The organism is Nocardioides seonyuensis (genome assembly GCF_004683965.1).
GTDB classification, from domain to species: Bacteria; Actinomycetota; Actinomycetes; order Propionibacteriales; family Nocardioidaceae; genus Nocardioides; species Nocardioides seonyuensis.
The window spans coordinates 1,391,929-1,411,030 of sequence record NZ_CP038436.1 but is presented as its reverse complement, the minus strand read 5'-3'; the positions used below and the strand labels follow the sequence as shown (position 1 = coordinate 1,411,030).

Below are 19,102 nucleotides of genomic sequence, written 5' to 3'. Positions count from 1 at the left end.
GTGCAGCGGCGCGACATCGTGTAGCCGCCGAACGGCAGCAAGGAGCCGAAGATGTCCGCCACGACCAGGACCGGGCGGCGCCGTGGGGCGTGGGTGCTCCTCGTGGCGTTCGGCCTGCTGGCACTGGCCGCGGGAGTCGGGCTGGGTCCTCGGCACTACGCCGAGGAGGGCCTGACCTCGGTCGCCACGACCGGGCTGGTGCTGCTCGTCGTCGGAGCCGCCCTCGCGGCTTGGGGGACGTTCGGCGTCCTGGCCGGGACCCGCCGTCGCTGGTGGGCCCTGGTGCTGCCGCTCGTGCTGGTGGCGACGTACCTGTCGCTCTGGACGCTGGGCCAGGCGGTCGCGGCGTCGTACCCCCCGCGCCCGGAGCTGGGTGGTCGCACCCCGGCGGACGTGGGACTGACCTACCGCGAGGTGGCGTTCCCCAGCGGTGACGGGGTGAGGCTCAGCGGCTGGTACGTGCCTGGCAGCAACGGCTCGGCGCTCGTACTCATGCACGGGGCCGGGTCGACACGCTCGGCAGAGCTCGACCACGCCTCGGTGCTGGCCGCGCACGGCTACGCGGTGCTGCTGTTCGATGCCCGCGGCCACGGTGAGAGCGAGGGTCGGGGCATGGACTTCGGATGGTACGGCGAGGCCGACGCCGAGGGGGCCGTCGACTTCCTCGTCGAGCAGCCCGGCGTCGACCCCGAGCGCATCGGGCTCGTCGGTACGTCCATGGGCGGTGAGCAGGCGATCGGCGCCGCCGGTGCGGACGACCGTGTCGCGGCCGTCGTGGCAGAAGGTGCCACCAACCGGGTCGCGGCCGACAAGGGGTACCTGGAGGATGCCTACGGCACGCGCGGCCAAGTGCAGCAACGTATCGACGCCCTGACCTACTGGTTCACCGACCTGCTGACCGAGGCTCCTCGGCCGAGCGCGCTGCGCGACTCCGTCGCGGCCGCCACCGGCCGCCCCGATCACCCTGCCTTCCTGGTCATCGCTGCGGGAGAACGGCCGGACGAGGCACTGGTCGCTGACTACCTGCAGGAGCGGGGCAACGGCCTCGTGCAGACCTGGACGGTGCCGGGCGCCGGCCACACCCAAGCCATGAAGACGGCGCCCGATGAATGGGAGTCACGGGTGCTCGCCTTCCTCGACGACTCGTTGGAAGGAGAAGGAAGATGAAGCTCGGAACCGAGCCTCTCCGCACGCCACCGACCACGACGGCCACGGCGGATCATGTGAGGCCAGTGGGCATGAGCCCTGCGGTCCGACGCCTCTCCGTCGCGGTGGCGGTGACGGCGATGGTTGCGGCCGGTCTGGGCCTGGCGTTCGGCGGGCTGTACGGCGACGACGAGGCGGCCGTGCAGATGCTGCGCGGCTTCGACGCCGTGACGCTGGTCGTGGCCGGACCCGCCTTGCTGCTGGCGATCAGGTCGGACCAGCACGGAGCGCCGTTGGGTCGGCTGATGGTGGCGAGCTGGTTGGCGTACCTCGGCTACACCTTCGCCTACCACCTGCTGGGCGCCGGCATGACAGACCTGTTGCTGCTGCACGCCGTGCTCGTCACCACGACCCTGGTGGCGTTGGGGTTCACCTTGAGCGGGGTGGTGGCCGATCCACTGGCCGACCGGGTCGGGCACGTCGCCGTACGCCTTCCCGGCGTGGTGCTGGGTCTGCTCAGCGTGGCGCTGGGTGCGATGTGGGCCTACGGCTGCATCGCCTACGCGGTCGACGGCACGGTGCCCGCCGGCAGCTCGCTCGTCGAGTCGGACGCCATCGTGCACCTGGGCATCGTGCTCGACCTGACGATCCTGGTGCCGTTGTACGCCACGGCCGCGGTCCTGCTGTGGCGTCGACTTCCGTGGGGCTTCGTGCTCGCCGCCCTGGCTCTCGTGCCCGGCACCCTGCACCAGGTCAGCTACGTCGTGTCGCTGCTCTTCCAGAGCGCCGCCGACGTGCCTGGGGCGGTGTGGATGGACCCGTTCGAACCGGTGATCCTGCTGCTCTACCTCGTCGCCACCGCCGCGCTCCTGCGGCGTCCCGCTGCCCGGCGTCCCGGGTGAAGTGAGAGGAGAGTGTGATGGTGCAGATCATGTGGCTCGTGCTGGGCGGCACGGCCCTCGTCGCGGCCCTGCGGGCCGGTCGGAGCGCGCGTGCCCTCCTGGTCGGGCGCTGGGCGGTGGGCATCCTGTTCATCGTGTTCGGTGCCCTGGTCAATGCGGTCTGGCTCGCGGCCGACCACGCCTACTACGGCGAGTTCGCGGAGCCGTCACCGTTCCCCTTCGTGCGCGACACCTGGGCGTCGCTCGTCGTACCCCACCTGTGGTTGTTCATCGGCCTGCTGATCGTCTGTGAGCTGCTCGCAGGGGCGCTCATCCTGGCCGGCGGCAGGTGGGCCCAGGCGGGGCTTGTTGCCCTGATCGCCTTCCACGTCGGGCAGCTGGCGTTCGGGGGCGTGCTGTGGGTGTGGGCCCCGCTGATGATCCTCACGCTCTCGCTCATGCTGCGTGCCGAGCGCAGAGCGGGGACGGCTAGAACAGCCGGGGCACGAACGTCTGCTCGTGCACCGGTGGCCTGACGTAGGGGATGTCGCGCACCTCGGGCAGCTCGACCGGCGGCGGGGCAACGTCCTCGTAGTCGAACCGCGAGAGCAGGTGGTTGATGCAGTTGAGCCGGGCGGCACGCTTGTCGTCGGACGGGACGACGTACCAAGGCGCCTGCTTGATGTCGGAGAGCTTCCACCGCTTGAGAGGCTCGGCGTTGCGGGCTTCGAAGCGACGCTGCTGCTCCTCGACGCTCACGGAGAACCAGTACTTCAGCACCACGATCCCCGACCGGACGAGCATGCGGTCGAACTCCGGGCAGCTCCGCAGGAACTCCTGGTGCTCCTCCTCGGTGCAGAAGCCCATGACCCACTCGACGTTCGAGCGGTTGTACCAGCTGCGGTCGAACAGCACCATCTCGCCGGCGGCGGGCAGGTGCTCGACGTGCCGGCCGACCCCCGACCCTCGAAGATCACCAGGACCTTCAGGCCCTGGGTCTGGATCCAGTACTGCAGCAGGACCAGCTGCTCCTGGAGGCGCGCCATCTCGGCGTCGTAGACCGACGACCTCAGGCGTCCGCTCGAGCCGTACCTGGCGCTGCGTTGGCCGTCGGTCATGTCGCCTCCTGTCGGGGCTCCCATCCTGTGGCTCGGGCGGAGTAGGCGGCAAGGGGCACCCCAGTACCTCGTTCCCGCGGAGTGACCGGCGGTACTGCATGAACGCGCAGGACCGGGGTACGGCATCGAGGTCAACACACAGCCACGAGGAGGAGCAGCCATGACAGATCACCTGCACGGAACCGGTCGCGGAGACCGGTCGCCCCTCCGGATGGCAGCCGCAGCAGTGGGCGCCGTCTTCCTGCTCGTCGGCATCCTGGGGTTCATCCCCGGCATCACGTCCGACTACGACAGCATGGAGTTCGCCGGCCACGAGTCGAACGCCATGCTCCTCGGGATCTTCAAGGTCTCGATCCTGCACAACATCGTCCACCTGCTCTTCGGTGTCGCCGGCCTTGCCATGTCCCGCGCCGACTCCACCGCCAAGGCGTTCCTCATCGGTGGTGGCGCCATCTACCTGGTGCTGTGGCTCTACGGACTCCTCATCGACAAGGACTCCGAGGCCAACTTCGTGCCACTCAACACCGCCGACGACTGGCTGCACTTCGTCCTCGGGATCGGCATGATCGGCCTCGGTGTCGCCCTGGGCCGCCGCGAGGTAAGCCGGACCCACTGACACACCACCCTCTGACACACCACGACACGGGAGCCCCCGGCCGGGCCGGCCGGGGGCTCTCGCGTCGTACGGATGACGTGTCCGGGCCACTGCTGACCACCCGTTCGGGTGGTTCGAGTTGCCAACCACGCAGGTCGGCCCCGCCGCGGCCGCAGTGGGGAACAAGATGACGCACCGACGACCGGAGAGGAGCTGACCTGTGCGCAACGTGTTCGTGCTCTCAGGAGGCGGCTCCCGCGGAGCGGCCCAGATCGGGATGCTCCGCGCGCTGATCGGCGCAGGCATCGTCCCGGACGCGATGGTCGGAGCCTCAGTCGGGGCCCTGAACGGCTGCTGCGTGGCCGCCGACCCCACGCCCGACCGGGTGGAGGCGCTGGCCGACGGCTGGATGCAGATGAGCGAGAAGTCGCTGATCGGGTCCCGCCGCTCTGCCGCGCTGAACGTCGTACGGCGCCGGCCCTATCTCTTCGGCTCCCAGCGGCTCCGCGACCTCATCTCCGACTGGGTGCCGGTCGAGCGGCTCGAGGACCTCGCCATCCCGGTCCGTGTCGCCACCACCGACCTCGGAACCGGCCGCTCCGTCCACCACGACTCCGGCCCGGTCCTCGACCTGATCGCCGCCTCCACCGCGCTCCCGGCACTCTTCCCGCCGGTCACCCTCGACGGCCGCGTCCACGTGGACGCGGGTGTGTCGGAGAACCTGCCGGTGTCGGCCGCGGCCCGGATGGTGCGTCCCGGCGACAGGGTCTGGCTCCTCGACGTGAGCAAGCAGAACGCCGCTCGCGGACTCCACTCCCCGCTGCACGTCCTCGTCGCCGCACTGGCCGGCTCGATCACGAACCGCCCCACCGCTGCGTTCGCACCCGACACCGAGGTGGTCCAGTGCAAGCTGGACGAGACCTTCGACTGCGGCCCCGTGTTCGACTTCGGGCACACCGGCACGCTCTTCAGGCTGGGGGAGCAGACGGCTCTCGCGGCGCTCGATTCGGTCGCGACCCAGCGCTAGGGGAAGTGGGTCCTAGCGGAAGGCGCAGCCGGCGTCTATGCCGAAGCGGCGGGCGACCGCTGCGGCCGGGCAGAAGCCCGTCACGCTGGCCTGGAGCAGGTTGAGCCCGACGAACGCGGTGAGCAGCAACCACCACGTGGAGACGAAAGCAGCCAGTACGACGCTCGCGACGGTCATGGTGCCGGCGAGGCCGAGGACGGCGCGGTCGAGGTTCACGTCAGGTCCTTCAGGGGGAGGGAGGAGGCGGGAGCGCGCACGGGGGAGGACGCGCCCCCGCCAGTCAGGGGGGTGGAAAGGTCAGCGGCCGAAGAGCTTGGACACGAAGCCGCGGTCGGAGCCGGCGGCAGCCTTCTCAGCCGGGGTGTGCTTGCCGTTGCACCAGTCCTTGGCAGCGACTCCTGCCTTGACCTGGTTGACGTGCTGGCCGCAACCGGCCCAGGTGGTCTTGCCACAGGTCTTGCAGCGGGTTGCTCGGCACATGCGGCGCTCCGTCTTGAGAAGAAGAGTATACCCTGCGGGGTATCAACAAGATATAGCATAAACACACCCCCGGGGGTATTCAAATTCCTGGAGCGGGCAGTCCCCTAGGGTGGGTTCACACCATTGCCCTAGAAGGAAGGTGCGAACGTTGCTCTCGCTCCAGACGGCCCTTCCGATCCTCAAGAGGGCGCTGCCTGCAATGGCCAAGCAGCTGCCCAAGCTCTGGCCGCTGCTGCTCGAGGCGAAGAACCGCGAGAAGGTCATGTCACTGCTGCGCGACCTGGCCAGTGCGTCGCCGAAGCGCAAGCTCGCCGCACGCATGGACCTGACCGAGCTCCTTGCGCAGCGGCTGAGCGAGGAGGCGCAGAGCGAACCCGAGCGTGCGCAGGCAGCCGAGTGGCGGTCGCGTGCTCAGAAGCTCAGAGCGCGCGTGGACATGCCGGTTGAGGGGAGCAGGGCGCGCCGAGCGCACCGGGCCGCACTCCACGCTGACTTGCAGTCACTGCACAGGGAGATGAACGAGGCGCTTCGATAGACGACTCGCCCTGAAATCGACAAAAACCGCAGGTGCCTGCGTGAGTCACCTGCGGTTTCGATCTGCGCGCCTGTAGGGATTCGAACCCCAAACCTTCTGATCCGTAGTCAGATGCTCTATCCGTTGAGCTACAGGCGCCCGTCCGGTCCGTGCTGGGCACGAGCAGACTCCGAGAGAATAGCCGACCGGTCGAGGCGCGACGAAATCAGCGTCACAGTGGGCACCCGTCGGCAGACCCCCCAGCGTGCCATATGGTGCTGGGCACGAGTCGCACCACCGTGGCGGAAGCCCGCCACGTCATATGAGAGGCAGCGCTGGCGATGGCAGCAGATGTTCAGGGAGTCCTGGAAGCAGCGGGACTGACGAACCCCCAGGTTCAGGAGTTCGTCAAGGAGTACGCCGAGCTGACCGGCGCCGAGCGCATCGAGGTGGTCAACACCTCCGACGACGCCCGCCTGATCCAGGAGGCGCTCGAGGCAGGAGAGCTGCTGCCCGCAGGCGAGGGGCTCTACTACTCCCGGTCCTACTACAAGGACACCGCGCGCGCCGAGGAGCGCACGATCGTCGCGACGAGCGACGAGCGCGACAAGGGCACCTACAACAACTGGCACCCCTCCTCCGAGATGAAGCCCAAGCTGCACGACCTGATGCGGGGCGCCTCCGAGGGCAAGACGATGTACGTCATCCCCTACCTGATGGCTCCGGCCGGCGGTCCGCTCGACAAGTTCGCAGCCGGCGTCGAGCTCACCGACAACCGCAACGTCGTCATGCAGATGATCCGCATGGCCCGCGTGGGCGTCGACTACATCAACCACCTCGGCAACGACTTCGTGCGCGCCGTCCACGTGACCGGCGACCTGGAGAACCTCGGCCAGGGCACCCCCGACGACAAGCGCTACTTCGTCACCGTCGCCGACGAGCGCACCATCCTGCACTTCGGGTCGTCGTACGGCGGCAACGCGCTGCTCGGCAAGATCGCCCACGGGCTGCGCCAGGGTTCCTACGACGGCTGGAAGAACGGCTTCCTCGTGGAGCAGTTCATGCTGCTCGGCATCACCGACAAGGAGACCGGCAAGAAGTACAACATCGCCGGCGGCTTCCCGAGCGCCTCGGGCAAGACCAACCTCGCGATGACGCTGGCCCCCGACGCCCTCGGTGACCGTTACTACGTCGAGTTCTACGGCGACGACATCGCCTGGATCTGGGTCGACGAGGACGGCAAGCTCCGCGGCTTCAACCCCGAGAACGGCGTCTTCGGTGTCGCGAAGGACACCAACGAGAAGACCAACCCGACCGCGATCGAGTCGATCCTTCCCAACTCCGGCGCGATCTTCACCAACGTCGCCTACAACGAGAAGACCCACGAGGTCTGGTGGGAGGGCAAGGGCGACAAGCCCGCCGACCTCGACGGCTGGATGGACTGGAAGGGCGACCGGATCGCCGACCGCGCCGAGGCGCACGTCGACGACCCGTGGGCCCACCCCAACTCGCGCTTCACCACGCAGCTGGGCAACGTCCCCAACGTGGCGGCCGACTACGACGACTACCGGGGCGTGGAGATCCACGGCATCATCTTCGGTGGCCGTGCCCGCGACCGTGAGCCGCTGATCCGCGCGATCCACGACGTGGCCGAGGGCGTCTACGACGGCCTCACCCTGGGCGCGGAGGCGACCGCCGCCGCCGACGGGCTGGAGGGCGTCCTGCGCTACGACCCCATGTCGATGCGCCCGTTCCTCTCCTACCCCGAGGCCGACTACGCCGCCAACTGGCTCAAGGTCATCGGTCAGGCCAAGGACAAGCCGCTCTTCGCCCACGTCAACTGGTTCCAGCGCGGCGACGACGGCCGGTTCCTGTGGCCGGGCTACCGCGAGAACCTCCGCCCGCTCCTGTGGCTGATGCAGCTCAAGAACGGCGAGGTCAAGGGCCGCGAGACCGCTGTCGGCATCATCCCGACCCGCGAGGAGCTCAACCTCGACGGTCTCGACGAGCAGACCCTCTCCGACCTCGACTCCGTGCTGGCCATCGACAAGGCGCGCTGGCAGCAGGAGATCGGCTACCGCGAGGAGCACCTCAAGCAGTTCGACGGTCTGCCCGAGGAGATCTGGGAGGCCCACCGCCGCGTGGCGAAGGCGCTCGAGGACGAGCAGGCCTGACCCGCACCGCGTCACCAGCACCTCGCTGACCCGCCCGGGACCCCGGGCGGGTCAGTGCATTTCCGGGCCCCGGACCGGGTGGGCACCACTCTTTACCTTTCGGTCCGCGGATGCTCGCGAGTAGTTACGCTCGTTGCACCATGTCATTCGTCGAACGCGCGCTCGCGGCCGGGGACGGGTTCAATCGAACCCGTCCCTCGCTGCGACTCATGCGTCCGTTCGGGGTGGTCCTGGGCATTGGGCTGCTCGTCGTGCTCGTTCCTCCGCACCCGACGTCGACCCTCATGCTGCTGGTCACGACGCTCGTCTACGAGCTCGTGCTGCTGGCCTACATCTTCAGCGCCCGCAGCGAGGAGCGCACCTGGCTCGCACCGACCGCCGTCCTGCTGACGTTCGTGTACATCGCCCTGCTGCGCGACGCCAGCGGCGGTGCGGAGTCCCCGGTCCTGCCCCTCCTCATCGGCCCCGTCCTGTGGCTGGCCATCACGGGTCGCAGGCAGGAGATGTACGCCTCAGTGGCCCTGGTGGGCGTCGTCATCATGGCTCCGGTCCTCCTCATCGGCGGTGAGAAGTACCCCTGGGACAGCTGGCGGCTCGCGGCGGTCTACGTGCCGATCGCCCACGTGCTGGGGCGCGTGGTGCAGCGGATCGTGATGCGTCTCGAGCGCGAGAGCAGGACCGCGCGTTCAGCGACCGAGCGCAGTGCCCGTCTCTTCATCGACGCGCCGTACGGCGTCGCCGTGCTCGACCAGGACGGGCGCATCGTCCTGGCCAACCGGGCGCTCGGCGCCATGGTGGGCCTGCGGGGCCGGGACATGGTCGGCCGCTTTCTCACCGAGTTCAGCGCCGCGAGTGACGAGTGCGTCGAGCAGAACGTCAGCCGCGTCCTGGAGACCGACCAGACTGCGGTGGCCACCGACTGCGTCCTGCGCAACTCCTCCGGCCAGGACGTCCACGTCTCGTTGAGCAGCCGGATGCTGCGCCACGCCGACGTCACCGAGCCCGACATCCTCCTGGTCAACATCGTCGACGTCTCCGAGAGCCGTCGCTACCAGGACCGCCTCGCACACCTCGTCGACCACGACGTCCTCACCGGGCTCGGCAACCGTCGTCTCTTCGACGACGAGCTGCAACGCCACCTCGAGCGCTGCCGCCGCTACGGCCCCTCGGGCTCCGTGGTGCTCCTCGACCTCGACAACTTCAAGCAGGTCAACGACACCCTCGGCCACAACGCCGGCGACCAGCTGCTGGTCGTCATCGCCGGGGTGCTGCGGCGTGCGGTGCGGTCCACCGACGTGGTGGCGCGGCTCGGCGGCGACGAGTTCGGCATCATCGTCACCGACGGTGACGAAGGGGCGGCCGAGCGCGTCGCGCAGGACATCGTCGACCAGGTGAGCGAGCACGCCGCGACCCTCGACGGCGTGAGCCGCCGGGTCACGGCCAGCGTCGGCGCGGTCACCTTCAAGGCTGCCAGCGAGCAGGCCGTCGACATCCTGGCCCTGGCCGACATGACGATGTACGACGCCAAGGAGGCCGGACGCAACCAGATCGCGATGCTGCGTGAGGGGGAGATGCGCCCGCCCCGCCTGTCGGCCCGCCTTCAGTGGCAGGACCGGATCGAGGAGGCCCTCGAGAACGACCGGTTCGAGCTCCACCTGCAACCCATCCTCGACGTGACGAACGGTCACATCGACTCCGCCGAGGCGCTGCTGCGCCTGCGCGGCGACGATGGTGAGCTGGTGCCGCCCGGACGGTTCGTCTACATCGCCGAGCGGTCCGGGCTGATGCCCCGCGTCGACGCCTGGGTCATCGAGCGCAGCATCGCCATGCTGGCCGACCTCCGCACGATCAGGCCCGACTTCTGCCTCGAGGTCAACATCTCGGGGCACTCCATCGGAGACGCCCAGGTCGAGCAGACGATCCGCGACTCGCTCGTGCGCCACGACGTCGACCCGCGTGCCCTGATCCTCGAGATCACCGAGACCGCGGCCGTGGCCGACGTGGCGCTGGCCCGCGAGTTCGCCCAGCGTCTGGCCCGGGTGGGCTGCCGGTTCGCCCTCGATGACTTCGGCGCAGGATTCGGCTCCTTCTACTACCTCAAGCACCTCTTGTTCGACTACGTGAAGATCGACGGCGAGTTCGTGGCCAACTCGCACGTCTCGCGGGTCGACCGCACCATCCTGCGCTCGATCGTCGGCATCGCCCGTGACCTCGGCAAGGAGACGGTGGCCGAGTTCGTCTCCAGCCCCGAGGTGCTCGAGGTGGTCCGTGCCGAGGGCGTCGACTACGCGCAGGGCTACCTCATCGGCAAGCCCATCCCGGTCGACGAGTTCGTGGCCGAGTTCCTGCAGCCCGAGGCCAGCAGCAGTTTCGTCCGCTGAAACAAGGGGTACCGCCCCTTTCCGCGCGCCGAACTGCCAAGGAGGTCCCTGGTCCACATGCGTTGGCTGCAACGTTCCGTCGGTCTGGCGATCCTCGGTACGGCGACCTTGGGCGCCGTACTGCTGTGGGTCGGCGTGGCCGCCAGCGACCCTGACCCGGGGCAACGGCCGCAGCAGGGCCTGCTGTTCGGCGTGTGGCGGGTGTTCTACGACACCGCCATGCCATCGGGACGGGTGCTCGTGGCCGCTGCCGGGGTGGGCTTGCTGCTCGCTGCGGCCGTCGCGGCACTGGAGCGCCGCATCACCAACCGGGCCCGACGCAGCGAGAACCCCCACCGGACTCCTCTTGCTCCCAAGCTGGTGATGGCGCAGACCCGCGGTGAGTACGCCGGCCCGGTGACCGTGACCGTGCTGATCCCGGCGCACAACGAGGAGGCCGCCATCGGTGCCACGCTGCGCTCACTGCTCGCGCAGTCCGTCCCGCCTGCGCGCATCGTGGTCGTGGCGGACAACTGCACGGACCAGACGGTGCCGCTCGCTCGTGCGGTCGGCGTCGACATCTTCGAGACGGTCGGCAACACCAAGAAGAAGGCGGGCGCCCTCAACCAGGCGCTGCGCGAGGTCCTGCCGGGGCAGGGCGACAACGACCTGGTGATGGTCATGGACGCGGACACCACCCTGGACCAGGGTTTCCTCGCCGGCGCTGCCCGGCGGATGACCGAGGACCGGGCGCTGATGGCGGTCGGCGGGTTGTTCTACGGCGAGGAGGGCGCGGGGCTGATCGGCCAGTTCCAGCGCAACGAGTACATCCGCTACCAGCGCGAGCTCAAGAGGCGACGGGGCCGTGTCTTCGTCCTCACCGGCACCGCGTCGGTGTTCAGGCCGCGAGCGCTCCGGGCGGTGGCCGCCGAACGTGGTGAGACCCTGCCCGGTGTCCCCGGCGACGTCTACGACACGATCGCGCTGACCGAGGACAACGAGCTGACGATGGCGCTGAAGAGCCTGGGTGCGCTGATGATCTCGCCCCCCGAGTGCACGGTCGTCACCGAGGTGATGCCGAGCTGGGGGGCGCTGTGGGCCCAGCGGCTGCGCTGGCAGCGGGGTGCCCTGGAGAACCTCGGCGCCTACGGCATGCGCCCCTCGACCTTCCGCAACTGGATGCAGCAGCTCGGCATCGGCTACGGCGTCATCGCGCTGAGTGCCTACGTGCTGCTCATCTTGATGATGGTGCTGGCGACCGCCAACTGGGTGTGGTTCCCCTTCTGGCTCGGGGTCGGTGGGGTGTTCGTGGTGGAGCGTGTCGTCACGGTGTGGCGAGGCGGGTGGCGGGCTCGTCTGCTCGGCCTCTCGCTCTTCCCCGAGCTCTTCTACGCGATGTTCCTCAACGTCGTCTACGTCAAGGGCGTGTGGGACCTCTCGCTGGCCAGGCAGGCGTCGTGGAAGCACGTGGTCCAGACCCGCGAGGGCATCGAGGTGGAGAGATGACCGTGCTCCCACTGGGGATCCTGCTGCCCGAGGACCTGCTCGCCAACGAGTTCGTGGCCGTGCTGGCTGCCTTCGTGGCCATCAACACCATCGTCTACGTGACGCTGGCAGTCTCCAAGGTCCTGCCCAAGCTCTACCTCTCCGACCTCGTGGACGGGCGCAACCGCCGGGGGGAGACGCGCAGCATCCACCCGGACGACGCCCCGTGAGGCCCGCCTGAGCCCCTTCGCGCCGGCGTGCCTTGCCGGATGTGGGAGCATCCAGACAGGCATGTTTGGGGGCACTTGGGGAGGGGCCATGAGTTTCGATTCGGATCATCGGGCTCTGTTCGAGTCCGAGGCGAGCCCGCTCTACGAGGAGATCGTCCTGACGGGGCGCCTCTCTGCCGGCGATGCGCGCATCGTGCCGGGGGGAGAGCTCGCCGCCGCCTTCGAGCTCCTGCGCGAGATCGGGCTCGTGACACGTCGTGACGACTCCGACGACTGGGTGGCGGTCGACCCCGCCGCCGTGCAGGCGCAGGTCGTGGCCCCCCTGGGCCAGCAGGGCGCCGAGCTCATCGCCGAGTCGGCCCACTGGGCGCAGGCGTTCACCACGCTGACCCACGCCTGGCGACGCTCCCCCAACACCTCGGGCGAGCAGTTCACCAGCATCCGCGGGGGCGAGACGATCTCGGGGTTCGTGGCCTCGCTGGTGTCCGAGGCCGAGGAGGAGCTGCTGACCGCCCAGCCCCAGAACCGGCGCAACATCAAGGGGCTCGCCGACGTGGTCAACCGCGAGATCAGTGTCCTGCGACGGGGGGTGAGGATGCGCACGCTCTACCAGCATGCTGCGCGCCGCAGCTCCGACACCCGCAAGTACGTCGTGCTCGTCTCGGCCGAGGGCGCCGAGGTGCGCACTCTTGACGAGTTCTTCAACCGCCTCATCGTCGTCGACCGGCGCATCGCCGTGATTCCGAGCCACGAAGGATTGGACACGGCGACGGTCATCCGGGAGCCGTCGATGGTGGCCTACCTCGTCGACATGTTCGAGCGTCACTGGGAGCGCGCCCGGCCCTTCGCCAGCGGCGAGTCCTCACTCACCCAGGACATCGCGGCCGAGCAGCGTGCGATGACGATCAGGATGCTGCTGGAGGGTCGCCCGGACCCCGCGGGCGCCACCCGGCTGGGCGTCAGTCCGCGCACCTACGCCGGCTATGTCGCTGACCTGAAGGCGGAGTTCGACGCCGAGACGCGCTTCCAGCTCGGCTACGCGATGGGCAAGCTGGGGATCTCCGGCCGCGAGATCGAGCAGCTCCCTCGCCGGGCCCGTTGAGCTCGGCACCTCCCGGACACCAGACGAGGGCAGCGACTCGATCGCTGCCCTCGTGAGAGACGGGCCTTGGGGGGAAGGCACTCGGATCAGGACTCGTGGGGGGTGAGAGGATCCGCGTCTCTGATTCTGGGGATTAGTGCTGCGTGACCGTGTGGGGACGGTCAGCGGCGGATGCTTGTGCCCCACGTGGTGTCGGCGTTGGCCGGGGTGGCCGCGACGGCAACGGCACCGAAGCCGAACGCGGTGACCAGGGCTGCTGCGGCGAGGCGACGAACAGGCTTCATGGGGATCACCTTCGGGTGCGGGGGGCGATTGGTCCCACCATTGTCGCGCACACTTCGGGCCCCGTCCCATGACTTGGGGTGCAGGTCGTTGCAATGCATGTTGTTGCACTTCTTGTTCCAAGCGCGTCCGCGGGCTCACCCGGGCGTGTCCAAGGAGGGTTCGAGATGCAGAAGGGGAGCGGCTCGGTCGAGCCGCTCCCCAGCAGCGGAGGCGGAGGGATTTGAACCCTCGATGGGGTTGTAGCCCCAAACCCGCTTAGCAGGCGGGCGCCATAGACCGGACTAGGCGACGCCTCCACGCCCGGCGTGAACCAGGCGTCGACAGGTTACAAGGCCACCTGTCCGATGGACCAATCAGGTCCGCCCTCGGTTCAGAGCGGCCGCAGGCCCTGGCCGCGCTGGAGGTGCTCCACGACGTCGCGTGCGAACGAGTCACGGTCGGCGGCCACCATCTCGACCGGGATGGTGGTGGTGCGCCCGTCCCGCAGGCGCAGGACCAGGACCGGCGAACCCGCCACCTCGGTGGTGACCGCGTCCTCGACGTCCTTCCACCGGGCTGCCGCAACGCCCGCGCCGCGGACCCACTGGACGCGATAGCCCTCGTCGGAGAGCCGGACGACCCACCCCCGGCGCTGGTGGACCACGGCTGCCCCCACCAGGACAGCGAGCCCGAGCACGAGGGGCACGGTCAGCACGAGGCTGTGCAGGTCGAGGAAGGCGACCAGGAGCGTGGTGAGCAGCATGAGGAGCGCGATGGAGACCACCACGAGGCCCACGACCCGCGCAGTCACGGCGGGGGAGAGTCGATAGTCGGACGGCACGGGAGGATTTCACCACGAGAGGGGTCGCGCCGACGCGGTGGCCCTTGTCGCACACCGCCGGGCGGGGTCACACTCGAAGGCACCGTCAGGCCCCCCACGGTCCGGAGGTCGTCATGACCCTCTCCCCCACTGTCCACGCACCCCCTCTCCACGCGTTGGTGGAGCTCCGACGGGTGCTTCGTCGTCCGCCCGAAGGGGCGGAGCTGGGCCGGTGGAGGTGGACCGTGCGCCAACGGATGTCCGGGGTCCGCGACCTGCTCCTGCACGAGGCGGTGACTCCCGAGAGCGGGTGGCTGGAGCCGCGTCACGGCGTCGCGCTGCGCGAGCGTCGCACCCTCCTGCGAAGGCTCAGCGCGCTCGGCCCACGTGTGCTGGAGGCGCCCGACGTCGAGGCGGTGCGGCTCGACGCACTCCGCCTGGTCGACGACGTACGACACCACCTGCAGCGTCGCAACGACCTCGCCTGGGACGACGTCGAGGGGGAGCTCGGCGGCTCCGACTGAGCCGGACGGCGTCGGCGCGGGGCGCAAGGCGGGTGCAAGCGAGCCGCAAGCGTCTCTCGCTTCGATCGAGGGGTTCACGACCTCGAGAAGGAGACGCCCATGTCCGCCACCACCGACCCCCACTTCTACCAGCGTGAGGGCGCCGGCCCCGCCATCGCAGAGGCGGAGGTCTGGCAGCGGGCCGTCGCCCGCCTGGTCGACCATGTCGGCGTCGCCGTGGTCCTGATGGTCGTGCTCCTCCCGCTCGGGCTCGGCGCTGCCGTCCTGGGGGGAGCCGCCGGCTTCCTGGCGGGGGTCGTCTCCGCCGTGGTGTCCGCGGGGGTGACCCTCGGCTACTTCGCCGTGCTGGAGTCACGCGACGGGCAGACGCTCGGCAAGCGACTGCTGGGGCTGCGGGTCGTCGACGAGGTCGGCGGCACGCCCTCGCTCAGCGCGACCCTGCGCCGCAACTGCTGGACAGCGCTGGGAGTCCTGGCGGTCGTGCCGGTCGTCGGCGGACTGGTGGGCAGCGTGGCCATGTTGGTTGCCGTCGTCACGATCCTGCTCGGGATCACGCAGGACTCCGTGACCCGTCGCGGCTGGCACGACACGCTCGCCGGCACCCGGGTGGTGAGGGCGCGATGATCCGCCTCTTCGCCGCGGTAGCGGCGCTGCTCGCACCGGTCGGCCTCGTGGCCGCCCTCCCCGCACCGGCACACGCAGGCCAGGTAGGGGTCACCGTCGGCATCGAGGGCGCCGGCTCCGTCCGGGTCGTCGAGGGCACCCTCGAGGACCTCGCGCCCTCGACCTGCAGCCGATACGACAACCAGGACCACCGCGTCACCGTGTGGTGCAGCCGGTTCCGCAACGAAGAACCCTTCGAGGCGTGGGTGTGGCTGCGCCCCACGCCCTCGCCCTCCCCCGCGGGGCAGTGGCAGTTCTCCGGCTGGACCGGCTGCGACACGACCCGCACCACGAACGGTGTGACCGAGTGCGCGGTGCACTCGGGTGCCTTCGGCTCGGTCGAGAAGTCCCCGGTCGCGCACTTCCAGGACGTCGGGGTCCCGACCGTCACCGTGAGTGCCACGCAGGTGGTGGCCGACGACCGCACCTTCCAGTTCGACTTCACCGCGACCGACGGCGCCACCCTGTGCCGGATCGAGGGGGAGGCGTCGTTCTCGCCGTGCACCTCCCCGGTCCGCCGGTCCGTGCCCGAGGGCAGGCGCGTGTTCCAGGTGCGTGCCGTGGACGGCTCGGGGAACGCAGGGGCGGCCCAGGTCGACATCGTCTCGATCGACACCGAGATGACGTTCGGGCCGATGGCCGTCTCGCGCGACCGGACCGCGGTCATCGGCCTCGCGACCATCGGCGGGGAGAAGTTCTGGTGCTCCCTCGACGGCGAGCCCTTCACGTGCTGCGGGTCGGGACCGCGTCGGTCGGTCGTCCTGGAGTACCTCGACGACGGCTTCCACCGCTTGCGTGTCTACGCAAGCACCGGGGACTGGGTCGACCCCATCCCGGCGGAGTGGTGGTGGACCGTCGACTCGACCGGTCCGACCACCCCCACCGTCGTGACCTCCGACGTGCGCGGCAACAGTGCGACGTTCACCTTCACCAATCCGGAGGCGACGTCGTTCCGCTGCCGCATCGACAGCCCCGCCGGGAACGGCATGTGGGGCTCGTGCAGCTCACCGGTGGTCCTCGGTGACCTCGAGCAGGGTGTCCACCGCCTGGCGGTGCAGGGGATGGACAGTGCCGGCAACATCGAGTCGCCGGGTGCGTCGTACGAGTGGACCGTGGACACCACCGGTGAGCCAGAGCCAGAGCCGGAGCCGGAGCCGGAGCCAGGACCCGGCCCGGTTCCCGGCCCCGGTCCGGAGCCGGAGCCGGAGCCGACGAGCGCGCCGGTGCCCACCTCGGGACCGGCACCGGTCCCGTCCCCGACCGCTGCTCCGTTGCCGGTCGTCGGCCAGGTGACGTCCTCCACCTCCGCGAGGTGGAAGCTGGTCCCCGGTCGGCGGGGCAAGGTCGCCGTGAGGGTCCTGGCCGCTGCCGTTCCCACCGGCAGGGTCGTGGTCCGGGACCGGGGCAAGGTGATCGCCAGGGGCCGGCTCACCGCGGCGCGGAGCGGCCGGCTCACGCTGGTGCTGCCCAGACTCCGGCCCGGCCGGCACACGCTGGTCGTCGCCTACCTCGGGTCCGAGCCGGTGTCCGCAAGCCGCTCGCAAGCGGTGCGCAAGAGGACCCGGTGAGGCTGGCACCATGCGACAAGAACTCAGCCCGCAGGGGCCGCGCCGTGACAGGCGCGTCATCAACAACCTCACGGCGCTCCTGGGCGTCACGGCCGTGCTCTCCGCGTCGGCCCTCCTGGTCCCCGCTGCGGCGTCCGCCAAGGTGCCCAAGTGCGAGGGCCGCAAGGCGACCATCGTCGGCACCAAGGGCAAGGACGTCATCAAGGGGACCGGCGGCCGTGACGTCATCGTCGCCCTGGGCGGTGCCGACCGGATCAAGGGCGGCGGTGGCAAGGACCTGATCTGCGCCGGCGGCGGCAACGACCGGGTGCACGGCGGTGGCGGCCTCGACATGATCAACGGCGAGGGCGGTGACGACGACATCTTCTCCGGCAGCGGGGAGAGCGGGATCCTCGACGGCGGCCCCGGCAAGGACCAGATCCGGGCGGAGGCCGATGGAGTCGGCGCCTTCGGCCGCGGCGGGGACGACATCCTCGTCTCCGAGGCCAAGCACGTCCTGCTGTCCGGCGACGGCGGCGCGGACGACCTGTTCGGCAGCGACTTCGCCGACCACCTCGACGGCGGTGAGGGCGACGACTTCATCACCGCCGAGGCGGGCAACGACGAGGACGTCGACGGCGGCCCGGGCAACGACCGCATCGAGGGCGGTCCGGGTCTCGACATCCTCCACGGGGGCGAGGGCAACGACCACCTCACCTCGGGGACCGGAGTGGCCGGGCTGCTGTACGGCGACGGGGGCAACGACCGCGTGGTCGCCGAGGACGCCGGCATCGGCCTCTACGGCGGCACGGGTGACGACACTCTCAGCACGGTCCACGAGGGCACGCTCCTCCAGGGCGATGCGGGACGCGACACGATCACCGGGGGTCCCCACGCGGACACCATCGACGGCGGCGCGGACGATGACACCATCGCTGCAGGCGCGGGGAACGACGAGGACGTCGACGGGGGCGCCGGCAACGACCGGATCGACGGTGGACCGGGTCTGGACATCCTGCACGGGGGCGAGGGCGACGACCACGTCAGCTCGGGGACCGGCGTGGCCGGGTTGCTGTACGGCGACGGGGGCAACGACCGTGTGGTCGCCGAGGACGCCGGCATCGGCCTCTACGGCGGCACGGGCGATGACACCCTCAGCACGGTCCACGAGGGGACGCTCCTCCAGGGCGACGCCGGTGCGGACAAGCTCGAGGGTGGTCCGCACGCAGACGTGATGAGTGGCGGCGACGGCAACGACGTACTCCTCGCAGCCGGCGGCAACGACGTCCAGGTCGAGGGCGGCGACGGCGACGACTCGCTGGACGGTGGTGCCGGAGACGACTTCCTGCGCGCCGAGGGCGGCACCGACACGTGCTCAGGGGGCGACGGGGCCGACGTCTGCCACGGCGGAACCCCCGGCACCGAGGAGAACACACCGCAGGACCCCGACAGGTGCGACGACACCACCGAGACGAAGATCTCCTGTCACGAGCAGGGCATCCCGGCCAGGTTCGTCGGGGAGTTCGAGGGTGTCTCCACGTGGAAGTGGGGCGACTCGGTCTCCACGGTGAAGTGGAGCTTCCGCACGGTCTCGGAGTACCAGTACTCCGTCACCGACTGCAAGGGACCCGAGGACTGCAACTACACCCGGGCCATCTATCGCGCCAACGACGGCACGGGCTCGTGGACGGGCACCGGCGGCGGCGAGAGCTGCACCTACTCCGCAGGTGAGCCGTTCGACTTCATGAGCACCCACGTCCAGATCGAGGAGGACGGTGGTCCCTGGTACTTCCTGGAGGCCGCCGGGTCGGAGCTGGCGGAGGTGACGTGGGTCTGCCCGGAGAGCAGCCACCAGGGCGTCATCCCGGTCGTGGGCCCGCTGCGGTCCGAGGCGGAGTGGAACCCAGAGACCGGAGTGCTGTCGGGCTCCGGCTTCCGCGACGACGGCGACGGGTCCGGCGTCCAGTGGACCTTCCGCCTCACCGCGGAGTACTGACCTCCTAGACTCCTCCGTGTGCCATGCCCTGCGGTGTGGCACACGGAGGGGTGCCGGAGTGGCCTATCGGAACCGCCTTGAAAGCGGTCGTAGGGAGACCTACCGCGGGTTCGAATCCCGCCCCCTCTGCCACGTGGACGAGCGAGTCCGGGGCAGGGCCGCCGTCTGGCCTAGGC

Annotated in this window: 19 protein-coding genes, 3 tRNA genes and 1 pseudogene; 16 read left to right on the top strand and 7 right to left on the bottom strand. The window is 69.8% G+C overall.

The genetic code is table 11. The features are described 5' to 3' along the window. Positions 1-51 precede the first annotated feature (51 nt). The 3 genes from EXE58_RS06965 to EXE58_RS06955 all read left to right on the top strand — a co-directional run bounded on the left by EXE58_RS06965 (position 52) and on the right by EXE58_RS06955 (position 2,563). Positions 52-1,167 (top strand): alpha/beta fold hydrolase, encoded by a 1,116-nt coding sequence (locus EXE58_RS06965; protein ID WP_135267184.1) that lies wholly within the window; start codon positions 52-54, stop codon positions 1,165-1,167. Between the two features lie 71 nt (positions 1,168-1,238). Beyond that, positions 1,239-2,048 carry a hypothetical protein gene (locus EXE58_RS06960; protein ID WP_135267183.1) on the top strand — a complete coding sequence of 270 codons (810 nt, stop codon included), beginning with the start codon at positions 1,239-1,241 and terminating at the stop codon, positions 2,046-2,048. 17 nt (positions 2,049-2,065) lie between these two features. Then, entirely contained in the window at positions 2,066-2,563 is a 498-nt protein-coding gene (locus EXE58_RS06955) for a hypothetical protein (RefSeq protein ID WP_135267182.1), read from the top strand. On the opposite strand, the pseudogene EXE58_RS19695 reads toward EXE58_RS06955, so the two are convergent. Beyond that, a pseudogene (locus EXE58_RS19695) lies at positions 2,517-3,073 on the bottom strand (polyphosphate kinase 2 family protein). The gene EXE58_RS06955 and the pseudogene EXE58_RS19695 sit on opposite strands and share 47 nt — an antisense overlap. A 232-nt stretch (positions 3,074-3,305) precedes the next feature. On the opposite strand from EXE58_RS19695, the gene EXE58_RS06945 reads away from it, so the two are divergent. Both EXE58_RS06945 and EXE58_RS06940 read left to right on the top strand, forming a co-directional pair. Then, complete coding sequence (locus tag EXE58_RS06945) at positions 3,306-3,761, top strand: DUF4383 domain-containing protein (protein ID WP_135267181.1); 456 nt, start codon at positions 3,306-3,308, stop codon at positions 3,759-3,761. Positions 3,762-3,960: 199 nt separating this feature from the next. Then, the gene (locus tag EXE58_RS06940) at positions 3,961-4,767 is read left to right on the top strand and encodes a patatin-like phospholipase family protein (protein WP_135267180.1); all 807 of its coding nucleotides are present in this window, start codon (positions 3,961-3,963) and stop codon (positions 4,765-4,767) included. Positions 4,768-4,779: 12 nt separating this feature from the next. On the opposite strand, the gene EXE58_RS06935 is transcribed toward EXE58_RS06940, so the two are convergent. Both EXE58_RS06935 and EXE58_RS06930 read right to left on the bottom strand, forming a co-directional pair. Continuing rightward, the gene (locus EXE58_RS06935) at positions 4,780-4,983 is read right to left on the bottom strand and encodes a YgaP family membrane protein (protein ID WP_135267179.1); all 204 of its coding nucleotides are present in this window, start codon (positions 4,981-4,983) and stop codon (positions 4,780-4,782) included. An 81-nt stretch (positions 4,984-5,064) separates the two neighbouring features. Beyond that, on the bottom strand, positions 5,065-5,247 hold the full coding sequence (locus tag EXE58_RS06930) for a hypothetical protein (protein ID WP_135267178.1): 183 nt from the start codon (positions 5,245-5,247) through the stop codon (positions 5,065-5,067). A gap of 139 nt (positions 5,248-5,386) precedes the next feature. Between EXE58_RS06930 and EXE58_RS06925 the strand changes: the two genes are divergently transcribed. After that, complete coding sequence (locus EXE58_RS06925) at positions 5,387-5,782, top strand: hypothetical protein (RefSeq protein ID WP_135267177.1); 396 nt, start codon at positions 5,387-5,389, stop codon at positions 5,780-5,782. Between the two features lie 65 nt (positions 5,783-5,847). On the opposite strand, the gene EXE58_RS06920 is transcribed toward EXE58_RS06925, so the two are convergent. After that, a tRNA-Arg gene (locus tag EXE58_RS06920) sits at positions 5,848-5,920 on the bottom strand. 182 nt (positions 5,921-6,102) lie between these two features. On the opposite strand from EXE58_RS06920, the gene EXE58_RS06915 reads away from it, so the two are divergent. The 5 genes from EXE58_RS06915 to EXE58_RS06895 all read left to right on the top strand — a co-directional run bounded on the left by EXE58_RS06915 (position 6,103) and on the right by EXE58_RS06895 (position 13,112). After that, positions 6,103-7,935, top strand: a complete 1,833-nt coding sequence (locus EXE58_RS06915; protein WP_135267176.1) for a phosphoenolpyruvate carboxykinase (GTP) — start codon at positions 6,103-6,105, stop codon at positions 7,933-7,935. Positions 7,936-8,075: 140 nt separating this feature from the next. Beyond that, positions 8,076-10,316, top strand: coding sequence for a putative bifunctional diguanylate cyclase/phosphodiesterase (locus EXE58_RS06910; RefSeq protein ID WP_167288730.1), 2,241 nt, complete (start codon positions 8,076-8,078; stop codon positions 10,314-10,316). 57 nt (positions 10,317-10,373) lie between these two features. Next, a complete protein-coding gene (locus EXE58_RS06905; protein WP_135267174.1) occupies positions 10,374-11,801 on the top strand; it encodes a glycosyltransferase family 2 protein in 1,428 nt (475 codons plus the stop codon). Next, positions 11,798-12,010: a hypothetical protein gene (locus EXE58_RS06900; protein ID WP_208544162.1), complete on the top strand. Its 213-nt coding sequence runs from the start codon at positions 11,798-11,800 to the stop codon at positions 12,008-12,010. Before EXE58_RS06905 ends, EXE58_RS06900 begins: the two co-directional genes overlap by 4 nt. A gap of 88 nt (positions 12,011-12,098) precedes the next feature. After that, a complete protein-coding gene (locus tag EXE58_RS06895) occupies positions 12,099-13,112 on the top strand; it encodes a TrmB family transcriptional regulator (protein ID WP_135267173.1) in 1,014 nt (337 codons plus the stop codon). Positions 13,113-13,273: 161 nt separating this feature from the next. Here the strand turns inward: EXE58_RS06895 and EXE58_RS20300 are convergent, their stop codons facing one another. The 3 genes from EXE58_RS20300 to EXE58_RS06885 all read right to left on the bottom strand — a co-directional run bounded on the left by EXE58_RS20300 (position 13,274) and on the right by EXE58_RS06885 (position 14,217). After that, positions 13,274-13,396 carry a hypothetical protein gene (locus tag EXE58_RS20300; RefSeq protein WP_279638264.1) on the bottom strand — a complete coding sequence of 41 codons (123 nt, stop codon included), beginning with the start codon at positions 13,394-13,396 and terminating at the stop codon, positions 13,274-13,276. 206 nt (positions 13,397-13,602) lie between these two features. Then, a tRNA-Ser gene (locus EXE58_RS06890) sits at positions 13,603-13,693 on the bottom strand. 74 nt (positions 13,694-13,767) lie between these two features. Continuing rightward, the gene (locus EXE58_RS06885) at positions 13,768-14,217 is read right to left on the bottom strand and encodes a hypothetical protein (protein ID WP_135267172.1); all 450 of its coding nucleotides are present in this window, start codon (positions 14,215-14,217) and stop codon (positions 13,768-13,770) included. 224 nt (positions 14,218-14,441) lie between these two features. Between EXE58_RS06885 and EXE58_RS06880 the strand changes: the two genes are divergently transcribed. The 5 genes from EXE58_RS06880 to EXE58_RS06860 all read left to right on the top strand — a co-directional run bounded on the left by EXE58_RS06880 (position 14,442) and on the right by EXE58_RS06860 (position 19,058). Beyond that, the gene (locus tag EXE58_RS06880; protein WP_208544161.1) at positions 14,442-14,720 is read left to right on the top strand and encodes a hypothetical protein; all 279 of its coding nucleotides are present in this window, start codon (positions 14,442-14,444) and stop codon (positions 14,718-14,720) included. A 99-nt stretch (positions 14,721-14,819) separates the two neighbouring features. Beyond that, positions 14,820-15,344, top strand: coding sequence for an RDD family protein (locus tag EXE58_RS06875; RefSeq protein WP_135267170.1), 525 nt, complete (start codon positions 14,820-14,822; stop codon positions 15,342-15,344). Then, positions 15,341-16,951 (top strand): hypothetical protein, encoded by a 1,611-nt coding sequence (locus EXE58_RS06870; RefSeq protein ID WP_135267169.1) that lies wholly within the window; start codon positions 15,341-15,343, stop codon positions 16,949-16,951. The genes EXE58_RS06875 and EXE58_RS06870 overlap by 4 nt, the downstream gene beginning before the upstream one ends. A gap of 10 nt (positions 16,952-16,961) precedes the next feature. After that, positions 16,962-18,926 carry a calcium-binding protein gene (locus EXE58_RS06865; RefSeq protein WP_135267168.1) on the top strand — a complete coding sequence of 655 codons (1,965 nt, stop codon included), beginning with the start codon at positions 16,962-16,964 and terminating at the stop codon, positions 18,924-18,926. Between the two features lie 44 nt (positions 18,927-18,970). After that, a tRNA-Ser gene (locus EXE58_RS06860) sits at positions 18,971-19,058 on the top strand. The last annotated feature ends 44 nt before the right edge of the window (positions 19,059-19,102 follow it).